The 26,458-nt window shown below is 71.3% G+C and carries 24 protein-coding genes and 5 pseudogenes; 16 read left to right on the top strand and 13 right to left on the bottom strand.

The annotated features are described in order from the left end of the window. Nucleotides 1-486: 486 nt before the first annotated feature. Complete coding sequence (locus KGS77_RS00690; protein WP_242578013.1) at nt 487-1,218, top strand: chitosanase; 732 nt, start codon at nt 487-489, stop codon at nt 1,216-1,218. Here KGS77_RS00690 and KGS77_RS00685 read toward each other — a convergent pair. The 4 genes from KGS77_RS00685 to KGS77_RS00670 all read right to left on the bottom strand — a co-directional run bounded on the left by KGS77_RS00685 (nt 1,215) and on the right by KGS77_RS00670 (nt 3,331). Then, the gene (locus tag KGS77_RS00685; protein ID WP_242578009.1) at nt 1,215-1,769 is read right to left on the bottom strand and encodes a hypothetical protein; all 555 of its coding nucleotides are present in this window, start codon (nt 1,767-1,769) and stop codon (nt 1,215-1,217) included. The genes KGS77_RS00690 and KGS77_RS00685 overlap by 4 nt on opposite strands. Before the next feature lie 146 nt (nt 1,770-1,915). Then, a complete protein-coding gene (locus tag KGS77_RS00680; protein WP_242578008.1) occupies nt 1,916-2,548 on the bottom strand; it encodes a TetR/AcrR family transcriptional regulator in 633 nt (210 codons plus the stop codon). Between the two features lie 26 nt (nt 2,549-2,574). Then, nucleotides 2,575-3,009 carry a hypothetical protein gene (locus tag KGS77_RS00675; RefSeq protein WP_242578007.1) on the bottom strand — a complete coding sequence of 145 codons (435 nt, stop codon included), beginning with the start codon at nt 3,007-3,009 and terminating at the stop codon, nt 2,575-2,577. A gap of 157 nt (nt 3,010-3,166) precedes the next feature. After that, on the bottom strand, nt 3,167-3,331 hold the full coding sequence (locus KGS77_RS00670) for a hypothetical protein (protein ID WP_242578005.1): 165 nt from the start codon (nt 3,329-3,331) through the stop codon (nt 3,167-3,169). A 608-nt stretch (nt 3,332-3,939) separates the two neighbouring features. Here KGS77_RS00670 and KGS77_RS00665 point away from each other — a divergent pair. Beyond that, on the top strand, nt 3,940-5,280 hold the full coding sequence (locus tag KGS77_RS00665; protein WP_242578003.1) for an alpha/beta hydrolase: 1,341 nt from the start codon (nt 3,940-3,942) through the stop codon (nt 5,278-5,280). On the opposite strand, the pseudogene KGS77_RS00660 reads toward KGS77_RS00665, so the two are convergent. Continuing rightward, nucleotides 5,260-6,175: pseudogene (locus KGS77_RS00660) on the bottom strand (MBL fold metallo-hydrolase). The gene KGS77_RS00665 and the pseudogene KGS77_RS00660 overlap by 21 nt on opposite strands. Nucleotides 6,176-6,418: 243 nt before the next feature. Here KGS77_RS00660 and KGS77_RS00655 point away from each other — a divergent pair. Both KGS77_RS00655 and KGS77_RS00650 read left to right on the top strand, forming a co-directional pair. After that, entirely contained in the window at nt 6,419-6,604 is a 186-nt protein-coding gene (locus KGS77_RS00655) for a hypothetical protein (RefSeq protein WP_242577998.1), read from the top strand. Between the two features lie 30 nt (nt 6,605-6,634). Next, nucleotides 6,635-8,161: an amidase gene (locus KGS77_RS00650; protein ID WP_242577996.1), complete on the top strand. Its 1,527-nt coding sequence runs from the start codon at nt 6,635-6,637 to the stop codon at nt 8,159-8,161. Here KGS77_RS00650 and KGS77_RS00645 read toward each other — a convergent pair. Genes KGS77_RS00645 through KGS77_RS00635 form a run of 3 tightly spaced genes read right to left on the bottom strand, consistent with a single transcriptional unit; the run spans nt 8,107 to nt 10,088 of the window. Next, nucleotides 8,107-8,682: a TetR/AcrR family transcriptional regulator gene (locus KGS77_RS00645; protein WP_242577994.1), complete on the bottom strand. Its 576-nt coding sequence runs from the start codon at nt 8,680-8,682 to the stop codon at nt 8,107-8,109. The genes KGS77_RS00650 and KGS77_RS00645 overlap by 55 nt on opposite strands. 45 nt (nt 8,683-8,727) lie before the next feature. Beyond that, nucleotides 8,728-9,171 (bottom strand): DUF2716 domain-containing protein, encoded by a 444-nt coding sequence (locus KGS77_RS00640; RefSeq protein WP_242577992.1) that lies wholly within the window; start codon nt 9,169-9,171, stop codon nt 8,728-8,730. Then, complete coding sequence (locus KGS77_RS00635) at nt 9,168-10,088, bottom strand: hypothetical protein (protein WP_242577990.1); 921 nt, start codon at nt 10,086-10,088, stop codon at nt 9,168-9,170. The genes KGS77_RS00640 and KGS77_RS00635 overlap by 4 nt, the downstream gene beginning before the upstream one ends. Nucleotides 10,089-10,248: 160 nt before the next feature. Here KGS77_RS00635 and KGS77_RS00630 point away from each other — a divergent pair, with 160 nt between their 5' ends. From KGS77_RS00630 to KGS77_RS00615, 4 genes are all read left to right on the top strand, one after another. Beyond that, complete coding sequence (locus KGS77_RS00630) at nt 10,249-10,680, top strand: helix-turn-helix domain-containing protein (RefSeq protein ID WP_242577988.1); 432 nt, start codon at nt 10,249-10,251, stop codon at nt 10,678-10,680. Further along, entirely contained in the window at nt 10,677-11,555 is an 879-nt protein-coding gene (locus tag KGS77_RS00625) for an alpha/beta fold hydrolase (RefSeq protein WP_242577986.1), read from the top strand. The genes KGS77_RS00630 and KGS77_RS00625 overlap by 4 nt, the downstream gene beginning before the upstream one ends. A 337-nt stretch (nt 11,556-11,892) precedes the next feature. Then, nucleotides 11,893-12,768 carry a methyltransferase domain-containing protein gene (locus KGS77_RS00620; RefSeq protein ID WP_242577984.1) on the top strand — a complete coding sequence of 292 codons (876 nt, stop codon included), beginning with the start codon at nt 11,893-11,895 and terminating at the stop codon, nt 12,766-12,768. Beyond that, nucleotides 12,765-14,345, top strand: coding sequence for an FAD/NAD(P)-binding protein (locus KGS77_RS00615; RefSeq protein WP_242577983.1), 1,581 nt, complete (start codon nt 12,765-12,767; stop codon nt 14,343-14,345). The genes KGS77_RS00620 and KGS77_RS00615 overlap by 4 nt, the downstream gene beginning before the upstream one ends. A 45-nt stretch (nt 14,346-14,390) precedes the next feature. On the opposite strand, the gene KGS77_RS00610 is transcribed toward KGS77_RS00615, so the two are convergent. The 4 genes from KGS77_RS00610 to KGS77_RS00595 form a co-directional block, all read right to left on the bottom strand. After that, on the bottom strand, nt 14,391-15,842 hold the full coding sequence (locus KGS77_RS00610) for a hypothetical protein (RefSeq protein WP_242577982.1): 1,452 nt from the start codon (nt 15,840-15,842) through the stop codon (nt 14,391-14,393). A gap of 199 nt (nt 15,843-16,041) precedes the next feature. Then, complete coding sequence (locus KGS77_RS00605; protein ID WP_242577981.1) at nt 16,042-17,352, bottom strand: HAMP domain-containing sensor histidine kinase; 1,311 nt, start codon at nt 17,350-17,352, stop codon at nt 16,042-16,044. After that, nucleotides 17,349-18,017, bottom strand: coding sequence for a response regulator transcription factor (locus KGS77_RS00600; protein WP_242587230.1), 669 nt, complete (start codon nt 18,015-18,017; stop codon nt 17,349-17,351). Before KGS77_RS00600 ends, KGS77_RS00605 begins: the two co-directional genes overlap by 4 nt. Nucleotides 18,018-18,059: 42 nt before the next feature. Continuing rightward, nucleotides 18,060-18,770: an N-acyl homoserine lactonase family protein gene (locus KGS77_RS00595; RefSeq protein WP_242577980.1), complete on the bottom strand. Its 711-nt coding sequence runs from the start codon at nt 18,768-18,770 to the stop codon at nt 18,060-18,062. Nucleotides 18,771-18,936: 166 nt separating this feature from the next. On the opposite strand from KGS77_RS00595, the gene KGS77_RS00590 reads away from it, so the two are divergent. Further along, the gene (locus KGS77_RS00590; protein WP_242577979.1) at nt 18,937-20,169 is read left to right on the top strand and encodes a multidrug effflux MFS transporter; all 1,233 of its coding nucleotides are present in this window, start codon (nt 18,937-18,939) and stop codon (nt 20,167-20,169) included. Nucleotides 20,170-20,251: 82 nt separating this feature from the next. Here the strand turns inward: KGS77_RS00590 and KGS77_RS00585 are convergent. Further along, nucleotides 20,252-20,632 (bottom strand): annotated as a pseudogene (locus tag KGS77_RS00585) (tautomerase family protein); the annotation flags it as partial. 460 nt (nt 20,633-21,092) lie between these two features. On the opposite strand from KGS77_RS00585, the gene KGS77_RS00580 reads away from it, so the two are divergent. The 7 genes and pseudogenes from KGS77_RS00580 (at nt 21,093) to KGS77_RS00550 (ending at nt 26,427) form a co-directional block, all read left to right on the top strand. Beyond that, the gene (locus KGS77_RS00580; RefSeq protein ID WP_242577978.1) at nt 21,093-21,680 is read left to right on the top strand and encodes a TetR/AcrR family transcriptional regulator; all 588 of its coding nucleotides are present in this window, start codon (nt 21,093-21,095) and stop codon (nt 21,678-21,680) included. Continuing rightward, nucleotides 21,677-22,528 carry an alpha/beta hydrolase gene (locus KGS77_RS00575; RefSeq protein WP_242577977.1) on the top strand — a complete coding sequence of 284 codons (852 nt, stop codon included), beginning with the start codon at nt 21,677-21,679 and terminating at the stop codon, nt 22,526-22,528. Before KGS77_RS00580 ends, KGS77_RS00575 begins: the two co-directional genes overlap by 4 nt. 308 nt (nt 22,529-22,836) lie before the next feature. Beyond that, nucleotides 22,837-23,639: pseudogene (locus KGS77_RS00570) on the top strand (alpha/beta hydrolase). Between the two features lie 92 nt (nt 23,640-23,731). After that, nucleotides 23,732-24,546 (top strand): annotated as a pseudogene (locus KGS77_RS00565) (SpoIIE family protein phosphatase); the annotation flags it as partial. A gap of 150 nt (nt 24,547-24,696) precedes the next feature. After that, nucleotides 24,697-25,124: pseudogene (locus tag KGS77_RS00560) on the top strand (PP2C family protein-serine/threonine phosphatase); the annotation flags it as partial. Between the two features lie 30 nt (nt 25,125-25,154). Then, nucleotides 25,155-25,493, top strand: a complete 339-nt coding sequence (locus tag KGS77_RS00555; RefSeq protein ID WP_242577976.1) for an STAS domain-containing protein — start codon at nt 25,155-25,157, stop codon at nt 25,491-25,493. A gap of 439 nt (nt 25,494-25,932) precedes the next feature. Continuing rightward, the gene (locus tag KGS77_RS00550) at nt 25,933-26,427 is read left to right on the top strand and encodes a hypothetical protein (protein ID WP_242577975.1); all 495 of its coding nucleotides are present in this window, start codon (nt 25,933-25,935) and stop codon (nt 26,425-26,427) included. Nucleotides 26,428-26,458 lie beyond the last annotated feature (31 nt).

Here is a 26,458-nt window from a genome sequence, read left to right as displayed (position 1 = left end):
GCAGGGGCCGGGAGCTTGCCGGCGCGTGACATCCTGGCCCCTACCCGCGTGACCTGCATGACCTGCATGCCCGCGTCACTCCTGGTTCCCGTCGGCGTGACACCTCGCACCGCACCGCACAGCACCGCCAGACCAGACTGTGCCGAGGCTGTCCACCGGTCAACATGGCAGACGTTGCACGCCCCGCTCGCTCGGCGGACGTACGGATTCGTGCCGGTGCTGTCGCTGCCACTGTCGCTGCTGAGCGGACAGACGGTCCTCGCGCAGACACCCTCTTCCTTTTTCCTTCTTCCTGTTCCCGTTGCCATTCCCGTGCCGGTATAAGATTCAGCCCATATGGCTACTTTGTACGCGTGCCGCCGACGCGCGCTCCGAACGGCTCTGCTGGCCCTGGTCATTGCCGCCGGGCCGACCGCTTGCGGCGCCGGTGCGTCCGGCGCACCGGGTGCCGACGATGGCCCGAAGCGGCCCGGCGGCAGTGCTTCCGTGAGCGCCCCGGCACTGACGGCCGACCAGCGACGCCGGGCCGACCAGTTGGTCAGCGTGTTCGAGAACGGCACCCCGGAGATCCAGTACGGATACGCCGAGAACCTGGACGACGGGCGCGGGGTCACCGCCGGCCGGGCCGGTTTCACGACCGGCGACGGGGATGCGCTCAAGGTGATCCGCGCCTACACCCGGCAGGCTCCCGGCAACCCGCTGGCCCGCTTCGTCCCCGCGCTGGAACAGCAGGCGCACGGCGACCCGGACACCGGCGGCCTGCCCGAGGCCGACTACATCGCGGCCTGGAAGCAGGCGGCGAAGGACCCCCGGTTCCGGCATGTGCAGGACGAGCAGGTCGACGACCGCTACTACAAGCCCGCCATGCGCGAGGCCGACCGGCTCGGCCTGCGGACCGCACTGGCCCGCGCCGAACTGTACGACGCCGCCATCCAGCACGGCACCGGCAGCGACGACGACGCCCTGCCGGCTCTCGTCAAGCGCACCTCCGCCAAGGCAGGCACTCCGTCCGAAGCCGGTGAAAAGGACTGGCTCGACGCGTTCTTCGACGTACGGACCAGCGACCTCACCCACCCGGAGAACCCGGACACCGCCAAGGAATGGCGCGATTCCGTGGACGGGGTCGCAGCCCTGCGCCGTATCGCCCGCACGGGCAACTACGACCTCGACGGCCCCTTCACCGTCACCGCTTTCGGTTCCCGGCACACCATCCACTAGCCGATGGCTCGGGGGGTGTCCAGGGACCGGGCGAAGTCGGCGAGCGTGCGGAAGTCGGTCTCGCGCAGGCCGACCCGCGGGTTGACGTGGTGCAGAAGCCCGGCCCCGGGGTGGTGGGTGGTCACGTACGCCTGGTCCAGATCGCTCTGCTCGTCGTCCACCCAGGCGAAAGGACGGCCGTTCGCGTAGTCCACCAGGGGACCGGTCTTCCAGTGGACCCCGTCGGGGCGTTCTTGGAACAAGGCGTCACCGAAGTCGACGAAGGGGAGTTCGGGCAGGCCGAGCACCGGGGCGATCCACCGGTTCGCGTCGCCCATCCAGGTGGTGGCCCAGCACAACTCGTAGCCGAGCCGGAGAAAGGACCGCCCGTGCTCAGGGTTGAGCCAGACCCGCAGGGGCCGCCGCCGGGCCGAGAGGCTCCCGTGTCCCACCGGGATTTCGCCGGCCTGGGGCACCCTGAGCGTGGTGTAGCCGTCAGGACGCCGCTCCGGCTGGGCCGCATAGGGGTTGAGCGGCCCGTCCACGTCGAGGAACAGCAGCGGTCGGTCCACGATTTCCCCCGGGGCTTGCTCACTGTCGGACGCTCCGTGAAAGCGTAGCCGCAGAGATCGTCCCGGTGCCGGGCCGGGCCGGGGCGGTACGCGTCGACTGCTCGCGGAACCCGTGGTGCCGCCCCGGCGCCTGTGTTCTGTTGATGTCAGCTCTGTTGGATGCCGGCGAGGAAGATGTCCGCGAGCTCGTCCGCGTAGTACTCCGGGTCGATGTGGGGATTGCTTCCGAGGTAGCTGAGCATCATGTCGATCGCGCCGTGGTAGGTGACGGCCATCACGCGGGTGTCGAAGTCCCGCAGGGAGCCTTCGGCCTGGCCGCGTCGGAAGAGTGACTCCTGTGCCTGGTATGCCTCTTCGTAGGCGTCGAGGGTCAGGCGTGGTGTGCCGTCGGGGCCACGCAGGTTGTGGAAGATGCGGGTGAGTGCGGTCAGTTCCACCCGGTGGGTGACGCTCAAGGCCGCGGCGCGGCGCAGGGCTGCGCGCAGGATGTCCGGGACGGGCTGTGTCAGGTCCAGTGAGTCCGCGATCCCGTTCCTGATGGTTGTCATGGTCGCTTTGGCGGTGGATTCCATCAGGTCGTCCTTGCCGGCGAAATAGTGCCAGATCAGGCCCTTGGAAACGCCGGCCCGATCGGCGACGCGGGTCAACGACAGGCGGTCGTACCCGCGGTCGGCGAGTTCCTCCACGGCCGCGGTGATGATCTGTGCCCTGCGCTGGTCCTCGTCGAGCCGCTGCCGACGTGCACCTGGCGCCGTGGGGCGGGCGGGCGAGTCGGGCATGTCGTCACTGCTCGTCGTTGGCCGGCTCATCGGCGACCGGCCGGCGGGTTCCGGCGGGCCTGGACCGACAGGATCGCGAGGGTCAGCATCATCGCGGCGATGACCAGCATCTCCACCCGCATCCACGCAGGGAAGACGCCCGGCAGGGCGGCCTCAAGGAGATTCACCACCAGCAGAACACCCCCGATGACGGTGAGCGCGCGGATGCCGGTGCGGCTCCCCTTGAGTGCCGCGCGCGTGCGCAGCACCAGCACGACCGCGAACACGGCGACGATGACGGAGTGGCCCCATGCCTCGGAGGTGGCCAGCGACGGCGCCGCCACCGTCATGACGGCCAGTGCCGCCAGCGTACCGAAGGTGACCGCCACGTAGGCGCCCACCAGCCGCTTCGCCTTCGTGAGCGGTGCCGGTGCGAGTAGTGCTGACGGCTGCGGCTGCCCTGCTTCAACGCTATTGACCATACGGTCAACGTAGTGGTCGTTGACTGTATGGTCAATAGGGGGGACTGGTGTTCTGTGGCGTCCTTGGAGGGCGGCATCCGCCGGTGAGCGTGGTCGGCGTGGCGGCGGGCGGCCCGAAGGTGTCCGTGACTGCCGCGAGATCAGAGGTGACCGGGCTTTACGAACGGTTGGTCCGGGTCAGGTACAGGCCCACGCCCGCGCCGATGACGACGATGCCGGTGCCGACGCTGACGACGGCCTGTTTCCCGCCGTCGAAGGCCAAGCTGGCGGCGACATTGGCCGCTATGCCCACGATGAGCAGGAACCAGAGCAGAGCCTTCATGAGGGGTCCTTCCGAGAAATCGTGCAGTACATTCGCGGTTGCCGCGGAGATCAACAATCTCATCCGCCGCGGTGGTGGAACGATGGGGTGCTCCACCCGATCGACGGTGCAGCGCACTGCACCAGGGACCGGGGAGCGCCCCCCGTAGGGCAGGTCGCGGGCCCAACGTGCCGATGCTGCGCGGTCATTGGGCCACGGTGGGGGAGTGGCGTGCCGGGCCCAATGAGGCGTACCCGGATACGTCTGTGCCACACGGGCCGGCGCGTTCTCGGGCGGACGGTAAGGCGGACGGTGGTGAGGGGGCCGGGTTGCCGTCATGATCGTCGTGGGGGTGAGATGGGCGTATGAGACACGTTGAGAACCGGGGCGGCAACCGGTACGGGGCACGTACCGCACGGCGTCGTACTGCGCGGCGCCGTACCGCGCTGAGTGCCCTGACGACAGTGCTGACGGCAACGCTCACTCCTGCCGCCGCCCACGCCGCCCCCTTACCTTCCGCGACCGGCCCCCTGACGTCCCCGGCGTCCCCGACGCCTTCGACCCCTCCCGCCTCTTCGGCGTCGCCCACCCCCTCGGTGGCGTGGCAGCCGTGCGCCCAGGGATCGGCCGTGCAGTGCGGCACCATGCGCGTACCGCTGGACTGGAAGAAGCCCGCGGGGAAGAAGATCGGCATCAAGGTCGCCCGGGTCCCGGCACGCGACCAGGCGCACCGGGTGGGCGCGCTGATGTTCAACCCCGGTGGGCCGGGCGGGCAGGGGGCGACCGTGCTCTCGTACGGATACGCGGACCAGTTGTTCCGGGGACCGCTGCGCGAACGCTTCGACATCGTCAGCCTCGACCCGCGCGGTACGGGCGGCAGCCAGGGCCTGGACTGCGGCGCGGTACTCGACCCCGGCCAGGTGGTCTTCCCCAAGAACCCGCGGGAGTACGAGGAGATGAAGCGGTCCGGGAAGGCGCGCGGTGAGCGGTGCCTGGCCCGGCACGGGGACCTGGTGCGGCACGTGGACACCGTCTCGGCCGCCCGCGACATGGACGCGTTCCGGGCCGCGCTGGGTGAGCAGCGCTGGAACTACCTCGGCATGTCCTACGGGTCCTACCTGGGGGCCACGTACGCGCAGTTGTTCCCGCGCCGGGTCCGGGCCATGGTGCTGGACGGCCCGGTCGACCACGCCTCGGGGCCCGCCCGCTTCATGCGCGAGGAAGCCGCCGCCATGGAGGGCGAGTTCAACCGCTTCGCCGCGTGGTGCGAGAAGGACACCGCCTGCGCCCTGCACGGGGAGAACGTGGGCGCGGTGTACGACCGGGTCGTGGCACGTGCCGATCGTGCCCCCATCCCGGTGCCCGGCCACCAGGGCGTCACCGTCAACGGCGACTGGATCCGTATGGCGCTGCCGGTGCAACTCCTGAGGGTCCGCCTGGTGGAGGAGAGCGTGGGCGCGAACGCCTGGGTCGAGCTGGCCCAGCGGCTGGCCGCCGCGGACCGGAGTGCTGACGTCTCCGGCCTCGTCAAGGGGGGAAGTTACCTCGGCAGCCAGGACAGCCCGTACGCCGTCATCTCCTGCCTGGACTTTCCGCCGCAGTTCACCGGTTATGCGGATGCGGCGGCCCGCCTGCGCCAGGCCCGCAAGGTCGCCCCGCGCACCGGTGCGGCCGTCGAGGGCTGGGTCATGTCGGCCTCCTGCGCCAACTGGCCCGTCAAGCCGGTCAATCCCTGGCAGCCGACCACCGTACGCGGTGCGCCGCCCGTCCTGATCGCCGCCAACACCCACGACCCGGCCACGCCGCTGCCCGGCGCCCGCCGTCTCCACCAGCAGATCGCCGGCAGCCGGCTGCTGGTCACCGAGGTCAACGGCCATGTCTCCTACTACAACTCCGGCTGCGCGCGGGAGCGGGAGACCGGGTACCTGATCACGGGCCGGATGCCCGCGTCACTGGTCTGCCACGGCTGACGGAAGACCTTCCGTCTCCAGGCGGAAGCCGGTGCTGGTGCCGATTCCGGTACCGGCACCGGTACCGGCACCGTCGCGCCGTACCCGTCCCGCCGTCGGTGCCGGGAAGTGGCTGCCGAGCAGCAGGGTGTCGGTGTCCGCGAGCCGGTTCAGCAGACGGGTGCGGGTGCGTACGGCGGCGGCCGGGTCGACGTCGGCGCAACTGCACAGGCCGGGCCGGGCGAGCTGGACCGGATGGTGGACGCAGTCCCCGGTGATCAGTGCGGACTGTCCGTCGCTGTGCAGCGCGACGGCGACCTGACCGGGTGTGTGGCCGGGGCGGGGAGCAGGGTGAGTCCCGGCAGGATCTCCGTACCGCCTTCGGCCACGTCGACCAGGTCCAGCAGGCCGTGGTCGCGTACCGGGTCGACCGAGTCGCGCAGCATCTGGCGGCGGCTCTCCTCCATGTCGGCCCCGGCCCAGTAGTCGGCTTCCCTGCGGGCCGTCAGGTAGCGGGCGTGGGGGAAGGTCGGCCGCCAGCAACCGTCCGGGCCCAGGCGGGTGTTCCATCCCACGTGGTCGGCGTGGAGGTGGGTGAGGATCACGCGGTCGACGGTTCCGGGCGCGAAGCCGGCCGCGGTCAGCCGCTTGAGGTAGTCGGTGTCGAGGTTGTTCCAGGCCGGGTTGGCCCGGGTCTTCCCGTTGCCGATGCCGGTGTCGACCAGGACGCGCAGCCCGTCGATCTCCAGGGCGAAGCTGTGCACGGCCAGGCGCAGCCCGTCCTCGGCGTCGGCGAAGGACGGCTTGAGCCAGCCGGAGCGGGCGACCACCTCGGGTGTCGCTCCCGGCAGCAGCCAGCGGCCGGTGGCCGGGGGAGGGCGATCTCGTCGATGCGGTGGACGGTGATACGGCCGATCTGCCAACGGGACGACACGGGAACACTCCTCGGGGGTGGGTGCGGGAGGGAGCGGTGGGGTGGATGCGTGGGGGGCGGCGGGACGGACACGTGAGGGAGCGGCCGGGCGCCCGGAACGCGGCTCCTGGCCAGGTTCCCCACCACACCAGACACCGAACGAAAAAGCAAATACTTTGCGTTTAGTCGTGGTAGCGTCGCTAAAGATAAGAATGAGCTTTAGCGAGGAGTGAGGGAGAACCTCTCATGAGCACCACCGACCTGACGCCCGAGGACATGGCGAAGCTCGCCCACCGTGTGGGGCTCCCGCTGTGCGCATCGCGCCTTCCGGAGGTCGCCGCCACCGTGAACGCGATCCACGGCGTCATCGGCGCTCTGCACGACATCCACTTCGGCGAAACGGCCCCTGCCCCGACGTTCGTCGCCGGCTAGATCCCACCAGGAACCCGCGAGGAGACCGCCATGACGCACCCGTACGAACTCACCCTGAGCCAGGCCGCCGAAGCCGTCGCCGACCGTACGCTCTCTCCCGTCGAACTCACCGCCTCGGTCCTGGAGCGGATCGAAACCGTCGATCCGGTGGTCTCCGCCTACGTGACGGTCACCGGTGAGAAGGCGACGGCCGACGCAGTCGAGGCCGAGGAGGAGATCGCCGCGGGCCGTCATCGCGGCCCCCTGCACGGCATCCCGATGGCGCTCAAGGACCTCATCGACGCGGCCGGCGTTCCCACCACCGCCAGTTCACTGCTCCGCGCCGATCACGTGGCCCGGCAGGACGCCGCCGTCACCGCCCGGCTGCGGGCCGCCGGCGCCGTACTCGTCGGCAAGACGCACACCCATGAATTCGCCTACGGCACCACTACTCCGCAGACCCGCAACCCCTGGGACACCGGCCGGACCCCCGGCGGCTCCAGCGGCGGATCGGCCGCCGCGGTGGCCTCGGGCGCCGCGACGTTCGCCCTGGGGACCGACACCGGTGGTTCCATACGGATCCCTGCCGCGCTGACGGGCGTGGTCGGCCTCAAGCCGACGTACGGCCTGGTGCCCCGGCACGGGGTCGTCTCCCTGTCGTGGTCGCTGGACCACGTGGGTCCGATCACCCGCACCGTGCCCGACGCCGCCCTGGTCCTCAACGCCCTCGCCGGACGCGATCCGCGTGACGACGCCGGCCTGGACCGGCCGCGCGAGGACTACGGGCGCCGGCTCGGCCGCGAACTGAGGGGACTGCGCATCGGGGTGCCCGTCAACTACTACTTCGACCGGGTACGGCCCGAGGTCGAGAGCGCGGTCCGTGCCGCCGTCGACGCCCTCGTCGCGCTGGGCGCCGTCCCCGTACCGGTCGAGATCCCCATGACACAGTACGTGCGCGCCGCGCAGTGGGGGCTGATGGTGCCGGAGGCCACCGCTTACCACCAGCACACCCTCCGCACCGCTCCCGGCCTCTACTCCGACGACGTACGTCTCCTCCTGGAAGCGGGCGAATTCCTCCCCGCGACCGACTACATCAAGGCTCAGCGCACCCGTACGCTGATGCGCCGGTCCTGGCTGGAACTGTTCGAGCACGTCGATGTCATCGCCGGCCCCACCGTCACCTCCACCGCCGCGCCCGCCGGTCTGCCGGCCCTGCGCTGGCCCGACGGCAGCCGGGAAGAGGTCTCCGACAGCTACGTACGTCTCTCGGCGCCGGCCAACCTGACCGGGCTGCCCTCGCTGTCGGTGCCGGTGGGGCGGGACAGCGCGGGACTGCCCATCGGCATGCAGCTCATCGGCGCGCCGTTCAGCGAGGCACTGCTCATCCAGACCGGCGGTGCGTATGAGAGCGCTCACCGGCGGACAGCGGAACTCGCGCCCGTCGAGAGGAGTCGCGGTTCTGTGGCCGGAGCTGCCGGGCCGGGTGTCCGCCGCTGCGGGCAGCCTTCGGGTGCTGCGTCCTCTCAGGCCGTCGGTGCCGACCGCGCGAGCAGGGTGTCGACCAGGGAACGCGCGTAGTCGGCCGTCAGCGGGCCGGGGCGGAACAGGATGCGGTACACCATGGGCGCCACCACCTGGTCCATCGCGGCCTCCAGACCGGGTGCCTGCTCGCCGCGCTCCGTGGCCCGCTCCAGGATCACGCCGAGCTGCTCGGCGGCGTACGCGGAGCAGCGGCCGGCGTTGCGTCCTTCGGGGTCGCCGCTGAGGGCGTCCCGGATGTACGCGCGTCCTGGCGGGGAGGACATCTCGTCCAGGAACTGCTCGGCCCAGGCGTCGAGATCGTCCCGTAGCGAGCCGCGGTCCTCCGGGGCCGTGTCCGGACGCAGCCGCTGGACCGCGACATCGGCCAGCAGCTCCTGGAGGTCGCCCCAGCGGCGGTAGATGGTGGACGGTGTCACGCCGGCGCGTGCGGCGACCACGGGGACCGTCAGCCCCTCGCGGCCACGTTCCTCGACGAGTGCGCGAACGGCCTCGTGCACGGACTGCTGGACCCGGGCGCTGCGGCCCCCTGGACGCGTTGCCGCCGGTTTCGCACTCATACAGCCAGCTTAACGCTAAGAATGAGCGTCTAGTGTGGGCCGGCGTCAGGGACCGAAGCTCCAGACGTTGCCGGCCGGGCGCCCGCCGCGTCGCAGCACGGTGCCGAGCAGATCCGTGAGGTCCTCATCCACCTCGGCGAGGAGTTCCGCACCGAAGACGCACAGGGAAGCCTCCTGCCAGTTGCCGAACGTGCCCATACGGAGGTCCTCGGTCACCTGGACCACGTTCTCGTCGACGAGGTAGGCATAGCTCGACCAGGCGGGCTGTCCCGGGCCGCCGACGCGGGCCGGGTCGATCCGGGAGCCGCTGACGTACCACTTGAGGCGGTAGAGACGGTCGCCGGTACGGGCCGCGGCCCGCAGTCCGCGTGCGATGACCGCCTCCACCTCGGCCAGCAGCGGATCATCCGGTCGGTCGACGGCTGCCAGGTGCCAGGTGGCCGAGGCCGCGGGCTCGGCGATTCCCCGGTGGGCCGTCTCATACGTCACCTCGAAGCGTGACTCGAACCGCTTCCAGATCGCGTCGTGTTCGGAGCCGGACAGAAGCTGTCGTGCCGGACGGTCCGCGGCCGGCTCGCCGGGCGGCGCCCAGCGGTACGTACGGACCCGGGCGATCTCCTTGAACCCCGCCGCCACGTAGGCGGATGTCCAGGCGAGGGCGCCTCGGCGAGGAGGTGACGCGGCGCGCCTGCCGCGGGTGCGACCCGCGGCAGGCGCCAAGAGGCCCAGGCGGCCGTGGCGTGCAGCAGTTCCGGGCGCGGGCCGGTCATCCCGCCGATCGCCGCGAAGCCGGTGCCGCCCAGCCGCTCGGCCCACAGCGCGTCCAGGACCCGTCCTTCGTGCTCCAGCGCGAGGACGGTCATCTCCGATCCGGTGATCCGGCCCGTTCCGTCGGCCTCCATCTCCGCGAGCGGTCTGCGCTGCTCCGGTGCGTTCGCGGCCATGCGGCGTACGCACCCTTGTCTCGGCTCGCCGTCGGGCCACCCCTGTATGCGGGTGCCCGGGGGCAAGGCCCCGGGTGACCAGGCATCGGCGGTATCGGCGATGCCGGCCACCAGGAGCGCGCGCTCGGGCCCCGGGGTGAACCCCGTCTCGCGCAACGAGGCCGCGAGCTGCGGTGTGTCGTGGGAATGGACCTTCCACTCGACCGGTTCGCGGCGCGCGGCGAAGACTTCCTGCTGCCGGCCGATCAGTCCCGGCAGGTCGTCCCACAGGGCGGCGGTGGCCGTGGTGGCCGTGGTGGCAGCGGCGTGGTCGACGGAACCATGGGTGCCGTAGTGGGTACGCAGCAGGGGGCCGTCCCGCTCGACCACCGCACCCCAGGGCCGGTGCCGCGGCACCACGCCCCGCACCTGGTTCTCGTACGCGGTCAGCAGTGCTTCAGCCGTCTCGGTCAGGCCATCCACCTCCTGGGTCGGTCCTGCGCCCACCCTATGCCGGTCACTTCGCGCTGCTCCGCTCGGTACCCCTGCGTTCCTCAGCACTCCTCATCATTCCTCACTGCTCCTCATCATTCCCTAAACTTCCCTGTTGTGGCTCCCGATAGGGAAGGTTAGGGTATGTTTCATGAACGACCGCCTCTACTCCGTGGATGAAGTCGCCGAGCGCCTGGGCCTTCATGTGCGCACCGTCCGCAACTACGTACGTGACGGGCGCCTGCGCGCGGTGCGCATCGGCAAGCAGTACCGGATCACGCACGAGGACCTGGAAGCGTTCACCGGCCGCCCGGTGCCCTCCTCTTTGCGGGAGACGGTCGCGCGGAACCGGCACTCCGAGGTGTCGAGCATCGTGGAGATCGACGCGGTCGATCCCGTCACGGTCGACCGCGTGACCACCCTCCTGATGACCGCAGCCGCTCACGGGCGCCCGGGGGAGCAGCGACTGCGGATCGAGACGGTCCACGACAAGGAAAGAGCCCGGATGAAGATCATCGTTCTGGGCGGCCTGGCCGACACGGCCCGGCTGCTCGACTCCATAGAGGGGGTACTCACCTTATGAGCGCCGGCACGATCCGCACGATCTACAAGTCCGAGGCCGGCGCACGCGAGATCCGGCGCCGCTACCAGGAGGTGCTGGACGCCTGGCCGGTGCCCGCCGAGCAGGTACGGGTGCCGACCCGCGAGGGCGAGACCTTCGTCCTGGTCTCCGGCCCCCGGGACGCGCCGCCCGTAGTGCTGCTGCACGGGTCGGGGGCCAACGCGGCGGCGTGGCAGGGGGACATCACCACCTGGGCGCGGCATTTGCGTACCCATGCCGTCGACATCATCGGCGAGCCGGGCCTGAGCGCACCGTCCCGCCCGCCCCTGGACTCCGAGGCCCACGCGCTGTGGCTGGACGAGGTGCTGGACGGCCTCGGGATCGCGCGTGCCCCGTTGGTCGGGATGTCGCTGGGCGGCTGGGTGGCGACGGACTACGCGATCCGCCGGCCGGACCGGGTGACCCGCCTGGCCCTGCTGTGCCCCGGTGGGCTGGGCCGTCAGAAGACGGGCTGGCTGGCCAAGGCCGTACTGCTGCGTCTGACCGGACGGCAGGGGACACACCGCTCGGCGAGCCTGGTCACGGGCCTGGACGCCGAGCAGTTCCGGCCCGTCCTGGATTCCGTGGTGCTGACCTTCACCCGGTTCAAGCCGCGTACGGAGCGGCTGCCCGTGTTCCCCGACAGCGCCCTGCGCGGCCTGGGCATGCCCGTACAGGTCACGGTCGGGGCCCGCGATGTCATGTTCGACTCCCATGAAACCGTCCGGCGTGTACGCCGGTGCGTTCCCCACGCGACCGTCCATCTCCTGCCGGAGACCGGGCATGCGATCCTCGGCCAGGGCGATTCCGTCCTTGCCTTCCTTCGCGACGGGGCCGAGGCCGCGGTGCGCCCTTGACGGACGGACGTTCGTCGTCACCGGAAGCCCTGGTGTCACCGGTGGTGTCTGGCTACGGTGGGAAGCGACTGTTCCGCAGTGATCGCGGGCCGGTCTGCGGCTGTTCCGCGGCCGGTTCACGGCCGGTTCGTGTCCGTGGGCGGCGCTGTGGCGGGCGGCGGCAGGGAGAGGAGACGGCGATGGCCGAAGGAGACGACCGGCAGTCGGGTGACGGGCAGGTCGGCGGCCCCTACTCCAGCCCGGGCGACCCGGGGAACCCGATGCCCGAGCCCGACGACACCGAGGAGGAATGAGGACCGGGGCACGGGGGGTGAGGAACAGGGATCCGAGGCACACGGTGACGCTGACCGCCCGGGCCCTGCGCGAGCGCTGCGCACGCGAGATGGACAACGCCCGCGGATTCGCCGGCTGCACCTGGCTGCACCGCGCGTTCCTGGCGGTGCCGCGCGAACACTTCGTACCGGACCGGGTGTGGTGGCCCGCCCGGGGCGAGGACGGCCTCTACAACCTCTACGACCGTACGCAAAAACCCCGGGCCTGGCTCAAGGCCGTCTACATGCCGGGCGTTCCGCTGATCACCCAGATCGACGACGGGGCCGTGCCCCCTACAGGTCCGGCCACCGGCGCCTTCACCTCCAGCATCTCCTCGCCCGGCGTGGTGATCGAACTCGTACGTCACCTGGCGCCCGAACCCGGCGAGAGGATCCTCGAAGTCGGCACCGGCACCGGCTACACGACCGCCCTGCTGACCCACCGGGCCGGTGACCACGGCAACGTGGTCACCATCGAGATCGACGCCGGCCTCGCCCGCCGCGCCCGCCACCGCCTCCACGCCCTCGGCATGAGCCCACGCGTCGTCACCGGTGACGGCGAACAGGGCCATCCGGCCTGCGCCCCGTACGACCGCATACTGGCGACCGCCTCCGTACGCAGCATCCCGCCGGCCTGGCTGCGGCAGTTGCGCCCCGGCGGCATCCTGCTCGCCCCGCTGGACAGCCCCTTCGGCCACGACCTGCTCGTCCGTCTGGAGGCCGACGGGCACGGCTGCGCACGGGGACACTTCGTCGCGGCCGTGGAGTTCATGCGCGCCCGTGGCCAGCGCGCACAGCGGCCGTACGCCGAACTGGGCTGGCCGGCGGAGGCCGACCCCGGACCGTGGGAGCGGATGTGCGTGGTCGCGGGCCCGTCGGGGCAGCGGATCCGCTCGCGGTGAGCGCCCTCCAGGGCGGCCGACCCGAGCGCGGCGGAAGACGGCATGTGCTGGTCATCGGTGGGGGAGTGGCCGGTACGAGCCTGCTGGTGCAGCTCATGGCGATGCGGCCCGCCGACGCCGTCGCCTCGGTGCGCATCGTGGACCCCCACCCGACGGTGGGCCGGGGGCTGGCGTTCGGTGACGACGATCCGCTGCTGATGTGCAACAGCGCGACGAGCATCAATTCCGTCCGGGCCGACCGGCCGGAGGACTTCCTCGCCTACGCGCGCGAAAGAGGGCGGAGTGCCCGGCCGCAGGGAGTTCTGCCGCGCGGCGAGATGGCGCGGTACTGCCACAGCCGCTTCCTCGACGCGTGCGAGCAGGCCGCTTCCTGGGGCATCGGGGTCGACCAGGTACGGGCCACTGCCGCCGCCGTCCGCCCGGAGGACGATACGTACCAGGAGCGCCGGGAACAGCACGAACACCGGGAACAGCACGAACACCGGGAACACCCGGAACACCCCGGGCACTTGGGATACCGCTTGCTCCTGAGCGACGGGCAGGAGGTGACGGCGAGCGATGTGGTGGTGTGCGTGGGCGTGCACCGTCCGCGGACACCCGACGGCTTCGCCCGGTACGTACGCCACCCGCGCTACGTGGCCGCGCCCTACCCGTCCGCCGCCCTGCGCGAACGCCTGGAGGGGCCTGCGCGCGTCCTGGTGCTCGGCACGCGTCAGTCGGCCGTCGACGCCGCGCTGCTGCTGTGCCGCGACGGCCACCAGGTCACCATGACCTCGCCTTCGGGCCGCCTCCCGGCCGTACGGGAATCCCTCGCCCCGCCCCCGGCCGCACTCCCGCCGCTGGAGCGGCTGGCCCACGCGGACCCCGAGGACCCGCACCTGGCCGACCGGCTCACCCGCTGCGCCGTCGAAGCGATCCGGCACCTCGATGCCCGGCCGCTGCGCCGTCAGACGTCCCGGGCCGCCGATCCGGTCCAGCGGCTGCGGGAGGAGACGGCGCTGGCGGAATCCGGCGCCTGCGCGTGGGCGGGGATCAGCGTCGCGGTGATAGAGGCCGCCATCGACCTCTTCCCCGCCCTGCCGCCGGGGCGCCGCGACGAGCTGCTGTGCCGCTTCTCCTGGTTCATCGACCGGTACGTCACCGCGATGAGCACCGTCAACGCGCGGCGGCTGCTGGCCGCCGTCTCGGCCGGTGCCCTGCGGCTGAGCCCCGTCTACCCCGAGCGCGTCGACGTGGGCGCGGACGGCCGTACGTGGCACGTTCGGTGGCCCTCCCACCATGGCCACCAGACGTTCGACCACGTCGTCAACGCCACCGGCTTCGAATGGCCCCGCCTCGCCTGGGAGGAGGCGGCCGGACTTGTGCACCTGGACCGCACGCCCACAGGGGCCGAAGTCATCGACCGGCTCGACGCCGATCTGCGGCTGCGGCTCCCGCCGACGGGGGCGCCGCAGCGGATCTGGGTGGCCGGTGTCGCCACCCATGTCCGCATTCCGTTCGCCAACCATCTGCGCAACGTCGTACGCCAGACCCGGGCCGTGGCCGGACAGCTCGCCCGCCCGCCCGCCGCCCCGTGACGCGGTGACCGGCCCACTTCCTGCTCACCCTGCTCACAGGCATGCTCACAGGCGGTCTGTCACCTCCCGCACGGCGGCCCGCAGCCGCTTATCGCGCGGCATCTCCTGGGCGAAGTACCACCAGAAGGTGCCGCCGACGCCGAAGCGGTAGCCGAGCGCGGCGGCGTAATAGCGGGCGGCGACCTGCCGGCGCCCCTCGGCCGGGTCGTCCTTGTCGAAGGCCCAGTAGAACTTGGAGGTGTCCTGGTTCCAGTAGCCCAGTTCGCCCAGGCCGGTGCGCTGCCCGGGGAACTCCGCGCCGAGCTGGTTCATCACCTGGTCGAAGGCCAGGCCCATCGGGGCGTCTTCGAGCCAGGTGGACAACAGCACCGTGTCGATGTCCGCGCGGACCCGGGCGGGCAGGTTGGCGCGGGCCCAGTTGAAGACCGACCACTGCGGGTCGGTGGTACCGAGCTGCCAGTAGAGGGTCAGGACCACCTGGGAGCGGGGCCGGGTCGCGCGGACGTAGGCAGCCGCGTCGGCGACCTTGTTGCGCATACGGTCATCGGCCGGCAGCAGCTTGCCGGTGCAGTTGCCGTCGGCGTCGGTCCGGGAGTCGGTCCAGCAGCCGTTGACCTCGTTGCCGACCTCCCACGCCTCGATGCCGGGGAAGGCGTCGACGTAGCGTTTGATCCGGGCGAGGTAGCCCTTGCGGGTGCCGAGCCCGGGGTGGCCGTGGCCGCTTGCGTACGTGGAGTCGACGGGCTGGCCCAGGACTTTCAGCCCGGCGGCGTGGGCGGCCTCGACGGCCTCCCGGTACCGGCGGGGAATGGAGGAATCGTGGTCGACGTCGGGGTCGAAGACGATCCTGACCCAGCCGTGGGGCGCGGTGAGCCGCTTGGCGAGCGGCGCCCACTCCTTGTGGGCGGCGCTGTCCGCGACGGTCAGGCCCGTCCAGGGCTGCTTGGTGTGCGCCTTGGCGTACCGGGGGCCGTACTCCTGGAGCATCTGCCCGTACGCGGAATCCAGCGCGTTCAAAGCGCGCTGACCGTGCTTGCCGCGGTCCGCGTCGGTGGTCGCGTGGTCCGCCCGGGCCAGTTCGCTGCGCGCGGTGCGGTACGCCTTGGTGAAGACCTCCGACTTCACGTGGTCGGGGCGTCGGGCCAGAGCGTCGCGCAGACGCCGGTCGGCGTCGCGGGCGGCCTGGTGGTTGAAGACGACGGTGGCTCCGGTACGAAAGCCCTGCCCGCCGTCGTCGAGGACCACGGTGGAGAATCCCTGGCTGGTGGGCCAGTTGACGGCGAAGGCCGCGGGCCTGCCGGGGAGGTCGAATCTCAGGTGCGAGCCGGATGCGTACAGCGGGTAGCCCTGGAGGACCTGTAGGTTGCGGGCGTCCAGGAGGGCGTCGCTGTCGGAGCCGCCGTTGCCGTGCATCACTGCCCGCGCCCTGCCGGGGGAGAGTTCCCTGCCCCGGCCCTCGGCGTCGTAGAACTTCAGCGTGACCGTGCCATGGGCCACGGTCGGTGAGGTTCTGACTCCCCGGCGGTCGCCAGGGTGCAGCCCGTCAGGAGACCGGGCGTGAGCAGCCCTGCCACCAGCAGGGCGACGCGCTTGGTACGGAGGTCTCGCAGGTGCCGTTCTAGCCTGTGCCGTTCTGGCCTGTGCCGTTCTCGCATGTTCCGAACCTGGCATGCGGACCATGAGGTTTCGATGAAGATCATCGTCGCGGTCCGGCGGGTGGCGGCTCGGTGGGCAGGGTCAGGGTGAAGGTGGCACCGCCGGGTGGCGGGGCGGGGGTGAGGACGAGGCTGCCGCCGTGTGCCTCGGCGATCCAGCGGGTGACCGCGAGCCCCAGGCCGGTGGAGCCGGAACCGCTGTGGAAGCGTTCGAAGACCCGGTCCGCCGCCTCCGGAGCGATGCCGGGGCCCTGATCGGCGACGGTGAGCCGGCCGTCTGCCACGGTGACGTGGACGTGGGCCGGTCTGCCGGGCGCGTGACCGTGCTGGAGGGCGTTGCCGACCAAGTTGCCCACGGCACGGCGCAGCAGGTCCGGATCGGCCGACACCACACAGGGATCGAGCCGGCTCGTCACGCGGTGGCCGGGCCCGGTCAGGCCCCCGGTCAGCTCTCCGGTCAGCTCCTCCAGGGCGGTTTCGACGAGTTGGTCCAGGCGCAGCGGCCGGCGGTCCAGGGGCATGACCCCCGACGCGAGGCGGGCGCGGGTCAAAAGGCCCTCGACGATGCCGCCCATCCCGGCGGCGAGCCGGATGGTGCGCGGCAGCAGTTCGGCCCGCTGGGAGGGGTCCGCCAGCGCGGTCTCGGCCAGGGTACGCAAGGTGCTCAGGGGCGTACGCAGGTCGTGCGCGGCATCCGCGAGCAGCGCCTCCTGCTGTTCCAGCGCGGTGACGGCCGGGCGCATGACCCGGCCCGACAGGGCGTGGCCCGCCCAGGCCAGGAGGCCCAGCAGGGCCAGACCGCCGCCTGTCACCGCGAGCAGGACCCGCCGGTGGGCGGCGTGCACGGCGCCCTCGTCACCCACGGCCAGTACGGCGCCCCCGTACGCGTCCCCCTTGCCGTTCCAGAACGGCTCGGCGGTCACCCGCAGCCGCGCGCCCTTGGGCCCGGTCACGCTCCTGGCCACCGGACGTCCGCCGCGCACGGCCGCGATCGCGACGGGATCGAGCTGCCTGCGGTCGGCCTGGACGCAGGTCTTCTTGCTGCGGTACGGCTCGAACGGCGGGGCACCACCGGGCAGCACGGTGAACTGCGGGCACTGCCCGTCGATCTCGTCCGGGGTGATGCCGGCGAACGTGACGTGGCCGCCGGTGTAGTCGACCAGCCTGGTCACGGCCGAACTCACCCGGTACAGACCGTCGTCCAGGCTCCGGCGGCGCGCCGCCTCGTCGACGTCCACCACGACGACGGCGAGCACGGCCAGAGCGGGCAGGAACATGGCCGTGAACAGCAGCGTGATGCGCAGGCGCAGCCGGGCGAGCCGCTGGGCGGCGGTGGCGGGCGGGTGTTTCACGCCCCGGGCTCCGTGAGGCGGTAGCCGGCGCCCCGGACCGTCATGATGATCTGTGGCGGGCCGAGCTTGCGGCGCACCTGCGCGATGACCACGTCCAGGACGTTGGACCTGGGCTCGGCCATCTCGTCCCAGCAGTGCTCGATCAGCTCGGTGCGGGTGGTCACCGCCTCGCCCCGGCCGAGCAGCCACTCCAGTACGGCGAACTCCTTGGCGGTCAGGCTCAGCAGCACCCCGCCGCGGTGCACCGTGCGCCGGGCGGTGTCCAGTTCCACGTCCGCGAAGCGCAGTACCGGCACCGGCGGCCTCCCGGCGTCGCCGCGGCGGCACAGCCGGCGTACCCGGGCCACGAGTTCGGGCACCGCGAACGGCTTGACCAGATAGTCGTCCCCTCCGTGCTCGAAGCCGGCCACCCGGTCGGCAACGGTGTCGCGGGCGGTGAGGAACAGCACCGGCAGCGTCCAGCCCGCCGCCCGGCGGCGACCGACGTACCGCAGGGCGTCACCGGCCGGCAGCGTACGGTCGAACACCGCGCAGTCGTAGGCGTTGACGGCCAGCGCCTCGTCCGCCTGCGGTACGTCACCGACGGCGTCGACGGCGAAGCCCGCGCCGCGCAACGCCGCCCGCAACGCGAAGCGCAGTTCCTCGTCGTCCTCCACCAGCAGCAACCGCACGCCGACAGATTACCGCCGCCGGTAAAGCACGCCCCCTCACGGGGAGTTGTGCGGCGGCTCCCAGACCGAGCAGTCATGGGCGAAGAGCACCCGGCGCGGGTCGAACGCGGCGAGCCGGTCCAGCCACGGCCGGTACGGGGGCAGCGGCTCCCGCGCCCCCTCCGACGCGGCGTGGCGCGCCAGGTGATCACCGGCGAACTCGGACGCGAAGTCGTGCGCCTGACCGGCCAGCACCACGGAACCGTCATGGCCGCGGACCACCAGCGACTGGTGCCCGTCGGTGTGCCCTGGAGTGGGAACGATCCAGATCCCGGGCCGGATCTCGGCCTCGCCGGTGAGTTCCTCGTACACCGCGCCGGGGAAGTCCACGAGGGAGTCGATGGTGTGACCGCCCCGGCGCGCGGTGGCCAGCTCTTCGGCCTGTACGAGGATGGTCGTGCCCCTGAACAGCGGGTTTCCTCCGCAATGGTCGAAATGCAGATGGCAGTTCACGACCAGGGAGATGTCCGCGAGGGCCACCCCGGCGGCGGCGAGGGCGCCGGGCAGCGGCCGGCGCCGGGGCCGGTAGTGCGCGTCGGTTTCGGGGGACCCCTCACCGATCCCGGTGTCGAAGAGGATCAGACCCTGCTCATGCCGTACGAGGTAGGCCAGTACGGGTTCGACGCGCGGCTGCTGATTCCCGGTCTCCGACGCGGGCCGGATGAAGTACCCCAGATCGATACGGTGCACCGCGGTGTTCTTCCCCATCCGGCCATCCTGCCAGGCCGCCGCGCGGTGTCCAGTGTCTTTCGAGGCGGACGCCCGTACGGCGTTCGCCCGCGGCCTCGAAATCAATTGACAGCCGCAACAGGAGTAAGGCTAGCCTTGCCTAACTTATGTATCTCTCGGAACACACATCTTCGGATGGAGGCCGATGACCGTCCGCATCGATTCCGCCACCCCTGCGACCGGAACGGGGCGGCTCGTCATCGTCCTCGCCGGTCTCTCGGCGGTGTCACCCTTCGCCATCGACATGTACGCGCCCGGCTTCCCCCAGATCGTCACCTCGCTGGGAACCACCAAAACGGCCGTCCAGCTCTCCCTGACCGCCTGCCTCGTCGGGCTCGCCGTCGGCCAGGTCGTACTCGGCCCGGTGAGCGACGCGATGGGGCGACGACGCTTGCTCCTGGCCGGGTCCGGCATGTTCACCGTGCTGTCCCTGGTCTGCGCGCTCGCCCCGTCCATCGCCGTGTTCGAGGTCGCCCGGCTGCTGCAGGGAATCGCCGGCAGCGCGGGGATCGTCATCGGACGGGCCGTCATCAGCGACCTGTTCACCGGCACCCACGCGGCCCGCCGGCTCTCCACGCTGAGCGTGGTCGCCTCGACCGCGCCGGTGCTGGCGCCGGTCCTGGGAAGCCTCGTTCTCGGCATCGGCTCCTGGCGCCTGGTCTTCGTGGCGCTGGCCGTGACCGGGCTGCTGCTGTTGACCGCGGTCCGGGCGTGGGTGCCCGAATCGCTGCCCGTCCAGCGGCGCCGGACCGGCGGCCTGCGGTCCGTACTCGCCGCCATGGGCGGACTGCTGCGGCGTCCCGAACTGGTCGGCCATCTCCTCGTCCTGGGCTGCGGACTGGGCGCCCTGTTCGCCTACATCAGCGGCTCGCCCTTCGTCTTCCAGGGCGTCTACGGCTTGTCGCCCACCGGCTACAGCCTCGTCTTCGCCACGAACGCCGTCGGTACGGTGGTGGCCGGGGTGCTCTTCGGGCGGCTGGCCGGGCGGGTACGTCTGAACTCCCTGCTCGTCGTCGGCGTGGTCATCACCGTGGCCTCCCTGCTCACGCTGGTGACCCTGCTCGCCCTGGGCATCAGCACGTTCCCGGTCACCTGGGCCTGCCTGTTCGGCCTGACGTCCGGGTTCGGAGTGCTGCTGCCCGCGTCGACCGCCATCATCCTCGCGGTCGGCAGCGACGCCCCCGGGGCCGCGTCCGGCATGCTCGGCGGCGCCCAGTTCGTCATCGGCGCGGTGGCCGCGCCGCTGCCCGGCGCCCTGGGTAACACCACCGCCATGTCGACGGCCGTGGTGGTACTGGGCTTCCTGCTCCTGTCCACGGCGGCGCTGCTCACGCTCGCCCGGCCGTGGCAGGGCCATGGGGAATCGGCCGGCACTTAGAGGCGGCTGCCGGTGACGGCCCGTCCGACTCCTCCGGCCCGTCCGATTCCTGCGGCACGGCCGGCCCGGCCGTGCCGCAGGAATCGACGTACTGAGCCACTCCGTTGCCGAACGACCAGTCGACCGACTCGTTCTCGGTCAGGACCACGCATACGTTTCGCGGTGCGGTGTCCGCGTACTCCTGGGCGAGTTCGGCGATCCGCCGGTACAGCGCCTGCTTCTGCCCGGGCGTCCGCCCGGAGCGCATCGTGATCGCCACGTACACCATGCCGTCGTCACGGTGCACGCCGAGGTAGTCGTCGTAGTGCAGCGTGCTGCCGACGCCGTCGTGGCCGACCACGACCTGGAACCGGTCGTCGGGCGGAAAGCCGATCGTCTGGACCAGGGCGTCATGTACGGCGCGACTGAGCGCGTCCAGCCGATTCCTGTCGGCCCCCAGGGCGTCGATGCGAACGAACGGCATATCGGCGGATCTCCTTGTGGTGCGGCCGAAGTGATGGCTCGTGACCGGCGGACGGCTGTCTGTCGGACGGCTGTCTGTCGGGTGGCCCTTCCGGTCCTCCCCGTGATCTTCACCCTGACCGTACATACCAGTAGGTACAATCGCAAGACGCGCTGCCGTCGAGCCGGTTGGCGTCCCGGATGCAGCCGTACGGCGGTACGCGCCGGCGGCGCCAGCTCCGGGAAGAGTGCGGCGATGTCGACGGGGCGAGGCGGGGTGGTGCGGGTCATGGGGTGAGGCCAACGGCCGGGACCGACAAGGCCGGGACCGGCAGAGCCAGGACTGACAAGGCTTCGCCCGCCCGGTGGTCCGGCGGTGCTGAGCACTCGTCAGTAATGCGTAGCCCTGCCTACCTAATGGTGCTAGGTTTTCACCTAGAGGCCCTAGGTTCTGGTTCCTGGGGAACTTGTTGGAGGTGTGCATGGTGCGCGCAGGGCTCACCGCGGTCAGGCTCACGGAGGCGGCTGCGGTGATGGCAGACGAGAAGGGGCTGGACAAGGTCACCTTGTCCGCGCTCGCGCGGCGCTTCGGCGTCAAGGACGCCAGCTTGTATTCGCACGTCAAGAACCTGCGGGACCTGCGGGTCCGGATCGCCGTGCTGGCTTCCGAGGAGATGACCGACCGCATCGGTACGGCGGTGGCCGGACGGTCCGGCAAGGACGCGCTCGTCGCGTTCGCGGACGCCTACCGGCAGTACGCCCTGGACCACCCCGGCCGCTACGCGGCGACCCAGATGCGGTTCGATCCCGAGGAGATCACCGACACCACCGGATTCCGCCGCAGCGTCGAGCTGACGTACGGCATGCTGCGCGCCTACGACCTCACCGAGCCGGACCTGACCGACGCGGGCCGCCTGCTGCGCAGCACCTTCCACGGCTACATCCACCTGGAGCTCAGCGGTGGCTTCGGCCACTCCCGCGACGTCCGGGAATCCTGGTCGCGCTCGCTGGACGCGCTCCATCTGTGCTTGAAGAACTGGCCCTCCCGAGACGATGGGAACAAGAAATGAACACGCCCCACACGCCCGACACGACGGGCATGACCACGACGGGCACCCTCAAGGTGCCCGGCGCCACCCTCTACTACGAGAAGCGCGGCAGCGGCCCGGTACTGCTGCTGATCCCCGGTGGCGCCGGTGACGCCGGGCTGTACAAGGCCATGGCCGCCGACCTGGCCACCCGGTACACCGTGGTCTCCTACGACCAGCGCGGCCTGTCCCGCAGCAAGCTGGACGGCCCCCTCGCCGACCAGCGGGTGGAGGTGTGGAGCGACGACGCGTACCGGTTGCTCGAACACCTGGCGCCGGACGAGGCCGCGTACGTGCTCGGATGCAGCTCGGGCGCCATCGTCGCGCTCAACCTGCTGGCCCGGCACCCCGAGCGGCTGCACCGGGTGATCGCGCACGAGCCGCCGCTCCTGGAACTCCTGGAGGAGCCCGCACCGCACCGGGCGCTGTTCGCCGAGGTGCGCGAGATATTCCGCAAGGAAGGACCCGCCCCCGCGATGGCGCGGTTCAGCGAGGGGCTGGGGGACCGGCCGGCGGAGCGGGCGACCGAACTGCCGCCCGAGATCCAGGAAATGGCTCCCCGGATGCACGCCAACCTGCCGGTCTTCCTGGAACACATCCTGTGTCCGTTCTCGTCGTCCGTGCCGGACCTCGCAGCCCTGCGGCCTGTTGCCGGCAAACTGGTCCCGGCGGCGGGACTCGCCTCGCGCGAACAGGTGCCGCTGTACGGGCCGGCCGCCCGGCTGGCCGAACTGCTCGATCGGCCGCTCGTGGAGTTCCCGGGCGGTCATCTGGGAGCCACCGAGCAGCCGGCCGAGTTCGCCGGGAAACTGGTCGCGGTGCTCGGCTGAACCGGCTGCGGTTCTCCACGCCGGTGCCCGAGCGGTGCGACGGCCCCGAAGGCAGGGCCGTTCGGCGATTCCGCACTCGCCGGTCTCCTCACCGGGCACGGGCCGATCGACGAGTACCAGACCTTCGCCCACCCTCGCCGGGCACGCCGGGAACGCCGGGAAGGCCAGGAACGCAGCGAAGTGACGGGCCGTCAGGAAGGGGGCCGACGGTGCGAGTACGGTGCAGCCGCCGGGCCGCGCGCGTGTGCGCCGTAGTACGGGAGCGGGCCGGGGCAGCGATGTCACAGGGGAATGCGAGGATGGCCCGTATGGACATCCTGCGCAGGAACAACGTCACCGTCGCCGGCAACCCGCGGGGGCCGGTGGTGGTGCTGGCCCACGGGTTCGGCTGCGACCAGAACATGTGGCGTCTGACGGTTCCTGCGCTGACCGACACCTACCGGGTGGTGCTGTTCGACTACGTGGGCTCCGGCCGTTCCGACCTGTCGGCGTTCCGGGAGGACCGCTATGCCTCCCTGAGCGGCTACGCCCAGGACGTGGTGGAGGTGGCCGAAGCCCTCGACCTGCGCGAAGCGGCGTTCGTCGGGCATTCGGTGAGCGCCATGGCCGGCGTACTGGCCGCCCGGCAGGCCCCGGAGCGCATCGGCTCCCTGATCATGGTCGCCCCGTCCCCCGCTACATCGACGACGCCGGCTACCGCGGCGGGTTCAGCGCCGAGGACATCGACGAACTGCTGGAGTCCCTGGAATCGAACTACCTCGGCTGGTCGGCCGCCATGGCACCGGTGATCATGGGTAATCCGGAGCGGCCCGAACTCGCTGAGGAACTGACGAACAGTTTCTGTGCCACCGACCCCGACATGGCCCGGGTCTTCGCCCGTACCACGTTCCTGTCCGACTCCCGCGAGGACCTGAAGACGGTCGGCGTGCCGACGCTGGTGCTGGAGTGCACGCAGGACGTCATCGCCCCGCGCGAGGTCGGCGCGTTCGTCCACGCGCAGATACCCGGCTCGGAGCTGGTCACCTTGGACGCCACCGGGCACTGCCCGCACCTGTCCGCACCCCGGGCCACCAACGAGGCGATCACCGGCTTCCTGGCGGCCCTGCGGTGACGTACGGCACGGGAGAGGACCCCGGCCCGTACGACCGGGACGACCCCTGCGGCGCGCAGGGTCCGTACGGGGCAGGAGGCGAGCGCGACGCGGACGCCGGGTTCACCGTCCTGCTGGAGGACAGCGCCCAAGAGCTCTACGACTCCGCCCCGTGCGGATACCTGTCCACGCTGATGGACGGCACCGTCGTCAAGGCCAACGCACACTCCTGGACTGGCTCGGCCTGACCTCGGACGCGGTGGTGGGGCGGATGTGCTTCACCGACCTGCTCCCCGTGGGCGGCAAGCTCTACCACGAGACGCACTACGCGCCGCTGCTGCGTATGCAGGGACAGGTCAACGGCATCGCGCTGGAGGTCAGGCACGCCGACGGCACCCGCATGCCGGTCCTGGTCTCCTCGACCGTCAAGTACGGCAGCGAGGGCGAGCCGCTGCTGATCCGTACCACCGTCTTCGACGCCCGCGAACGCCGCGCCTACGAGCAGGAACTGCTGCGCCGCAAACAGGAGGCGGAAGCGGCCCGCAAACGGGCCGAGGCCGATCGTCTCCGGCTGCAGGAGGCGCTCGCCGTCCTCCAGCAGAGCCTGCTGCCCGCCGAACTGCCCGCCGTTCCCGGGCTGGAAGCGGCCTCGTACTACCACACCGCCTCACCCGACCGGCTCGGCGGCGACTTCTACGACCTGTTCGCCCTGGACGGCAAACGGTGGGCGTTCTTCCTCGGGGACGTGAGCGGCAAGGGGCCCCGGGCCGCCGCCCTGACCTCACTGACCCGCTACACCCTGCACGCCGCCGCGCTGCACGACCCCGACCCGGTCGCCGCCCTGTCCACCCTGAACGCGGTGCTGCACGAGCGGTACACGGGCGGTGACCCGCGCTACTGCACCGCGATCTTCGGAACCCTCGAACCCGCCCCCGACCCCGGCCGCACCGCCACTCCCGACCCCACCGCTATTACCGACACCACAGCCACTACCGACACCACAGCCACCTCCGACAGCGCACGCGCGCACGGACACCAAGGCGGTCACGGACACGGCCATGGACACGACCGCGGACACGGCCGGGTCACCGTACGGCTCGCCTCCGGCGGCCACCCCCGGCGCTGATCCTGCGTGCCGACGGCGGCTGCGACTACCTGCCCACCCCGGGCGGACTGCTCGTCGGCATCCTCCCCGACCCGTACTTCGCCACCGCCACCACCACCCTCGCCCCCGGCGACACCCTCCTGCTCTACACCGACGGCCTCACCGAAGCCCGTACCGGTCCCGACCGTGCCCTGTACGGGGACGAGGCCCTGCAAGCGTTCGTCGCCCACCACGCCGGCGCCCCACCGCACACGGTGATCGAAGCGCTCACCGGGCTGCTGGAGAGCTTCGGGGACGGCCTGGACGACGACACCGCCCTGCTCGCCTTCGGAGTTCCCGCCCCCGCCCACCCGCCGCCCGCCCCCGCGCCCTCCGGTCACCTCTCTCACCCGTTCCCCTGACCCCTCCCATCCCGCACCGACATCCCGGACATGACCTCACTGAAAATCACCACCCGAGACACCGCGACCGGCCCCGTACTGGAGATCGTCGGCGACCTCGACCACGCCCGGGCCGATGAACTGCGCGACCTGGTGACCGGCCTCGACCTCAAGCCGGGCCAGCGCCTGGTCCTGGACCTGGCGGGAATGGAGTTCTGCGACTCCAGCGGCATCACCGCGCTGCTGGCCGCCCGCAACCACGCCACGGCCGCCCGGGCCGGCCTCGCCCTGGCCGCCGTACCCGCCAACACCCTGCGCGTCCTGCGCATCGTCGGTCTGGACCAGGTCTTCACCCTCCACCCCGACAGCGGCACCGCCACCACCCCCTGACCGGGCCCCGGCCGACAGGAAGCTCAGCAGGGCACCGGCGCATCGCTCGCCAGTTAAGCGGTGTCTAAAGCGCATGGCGGCGACACGGGTGACGGCGACAGTCTGGGGGGTGCGAACGGGGGTCACGGGGGAAGCGCCGTGGAGTGCCGGAGCGCCGCCACGACGCGTACGGCGGGACCGACCGAGCCGGCAAGGCCCGGGGCCCGGTTCGTGAACGCACACGGGCCCGCCGGGCCCGTGTCCTCAAGGCCGGACAGCGGCTGACAAGGGTGCGTGGAGCGACAAGGGCTTCTGGCACCGGGCCGGTTCCCGGGTGGGCACCGGCCCCTGCGGAGGCGCTCACCGTACGCGGGGGCGGCCTTCGCGGAGCGGCGCTGTCCGGCAGGCACTGCGACACGCGGGCCTCGCGTGTTGTCGTCCTGACAGGGGGTTTCCCACCATGCGCGTCAAGCGCTCCATCATCGGCACCATCTGTGCTCTCGCCTGCCTGCTGGTGGCGGTCTTCGCCACCGGAGCGGCCCAGGCGAGCACTCCGGCGGCCCAGGGCGCGGGCGGCCGGATCGTGACCGTACCGTCGGCGCCCCAAGGTGCTCAGCCGGCCTCGGCCCCGGCCGCGACCTCCCCGTCCATCTCACCGGCCGTCCGCACCCAGCACGTGCCGGCGGGCGGTTCCTTCAGTTGCGGTGACGGGAACTTCTGCACCGCCGTCTGGGATCCCACGACGTCCGACTGGAAGATCTTCTTCCTCTACACCTGCCGGAAGTACGCGCTGTCCTACTGGAGCGGCCAGGGCGCCTACTACAACCAGCAGACGGGCAACGTCACCTCCTACCTCTACGACCGGAACAGCAACGTCCTGGTGACCAGCAGGCCCGACGGCGGAATCCTGCACAACCAGGACTGGTCACCCGTCTGGTACATCCGTAACTGCTGAGCACCTTTCCCATCGCATCCGGCCGTCCTCG

This window comes from Streptomyces sp. MST-110588 (assembly GCF_022695595.1).
Taxonomy (GTDB): Bacteria; Actinomycetota; Actinomycetes; order Streptomycetales; family Streptomycetaceae; genus Streptomyces.
This window is presented reverse-complemented; position numbering and strand designations above follow the sequence as displayed.

What these genes read in the sequence shown, in the direction of transcription:
- KGS77_RS00650 (WP_242577996.1), top strand. Translation starts at nt 6,635, where the DNA reads ATGACGCACCCGTACGAACTCACCCTGAGCCAGGCCGCCGAAGCCGTC.
- KGS77_RS00680 (WP_242578008.1), bottom strand. Translation starts at nt 2,548, where the DNA reads ATGCCCGACTCGCCCGCCCGCCCCACGGCGCCAGGTGCACGTCGGCAG.
- KGS77_RS00645 (WP_242577994.1), bottom strand. Translation starts at nt 8,682, where the DNA reads ATGAGTGCGAAACCGGCGGCAACGCGTCCAGGGGGCCGCAGCGCCCGG.
- KGS77_RS00590 (WP_242577979.1), top strand. Translation starts at nt 18,937, where the DNA reads ATGACCGTCCGCATCGATTCCGCCACCCCTGCGACCGGAACGGGGCGG.
- KGS77_RS00675 (WP_242578007.1), bottom strand. Translation starts at nt 3,009, where the DNA reads ATGGTCAATAGCGTTGAAGCAGGGCAGCCGCAGCCGTCAGCACTACTC.
- KGS77_RS00575 (WP_242577977.1), top strand. Translation starts at nt 21,677, where the DNA reads ATGAACACGCCCCACACGCCCGACACGACGGGCATGACCACGACGGGC.
- KGS77_RS00625 (WP_242577986.1), top strand. Translation starts at nt 10,677, where the DNA reads ATGAGCGCCGGCACGATCCGCACGATCTACAAGTCCGAGGCCGGCGCA.
- KGS77_RS00595 (WP_242577980.1), bottom strand. Translation starts at nt 18,770, where the DNA reads ATGGGGAAGAACACCGCGGTGCACCGTATCGATCTGGGGTACTTCATC.
- KGS77_RS00580 (WP_242577978.1), top strand. Translation starts at nt 21,093, where the DNA reads ATGGTGCGCGCAGGGCTCACCGCGGTCAGGCTCACGGAGGCGGCTGCG.
- KGS77_RS00555 (WP_242577976.1), top strand. Translation starts at nt 25,155, where the DNA reads ATGACCTCACTGAAAATCACCACCCGAGACACCGCGACCGGCCCCGTA.
- KGS77_RS00630 (WP_242577988.1), top strand. Translation starts at nt 10,249, where the DNA reads ATGAACGACCGCCTCTACTCCGTGGATGAAGTCGCCGAGCGCCTGGGC.
- KGS77_RS00655 (WP_242577998.1), top strand. Translation starts at nt 6,419, where the DNA reads ATGAGCACCACCGACCTGACGCCCGAGGACATGGCGAAGCTCGCCCAC.
- KGS77_RS00670 (WP_242578005.1), bottom strand. Translation starts at nt 3,331, where the DNA reads ATGAAGGCTCTGCTCTGGTTCCTGCTCATCGTGGGCATAGCGGCCAAT.
- KGS77_RS00550 (WP_242577975.1), top strand. Translation starts at nt 25,933, where the DNA reads ATGCGCGTCAAGCGCTCCATCATCGGCACCATCTGTGCTCTCGCCTGC.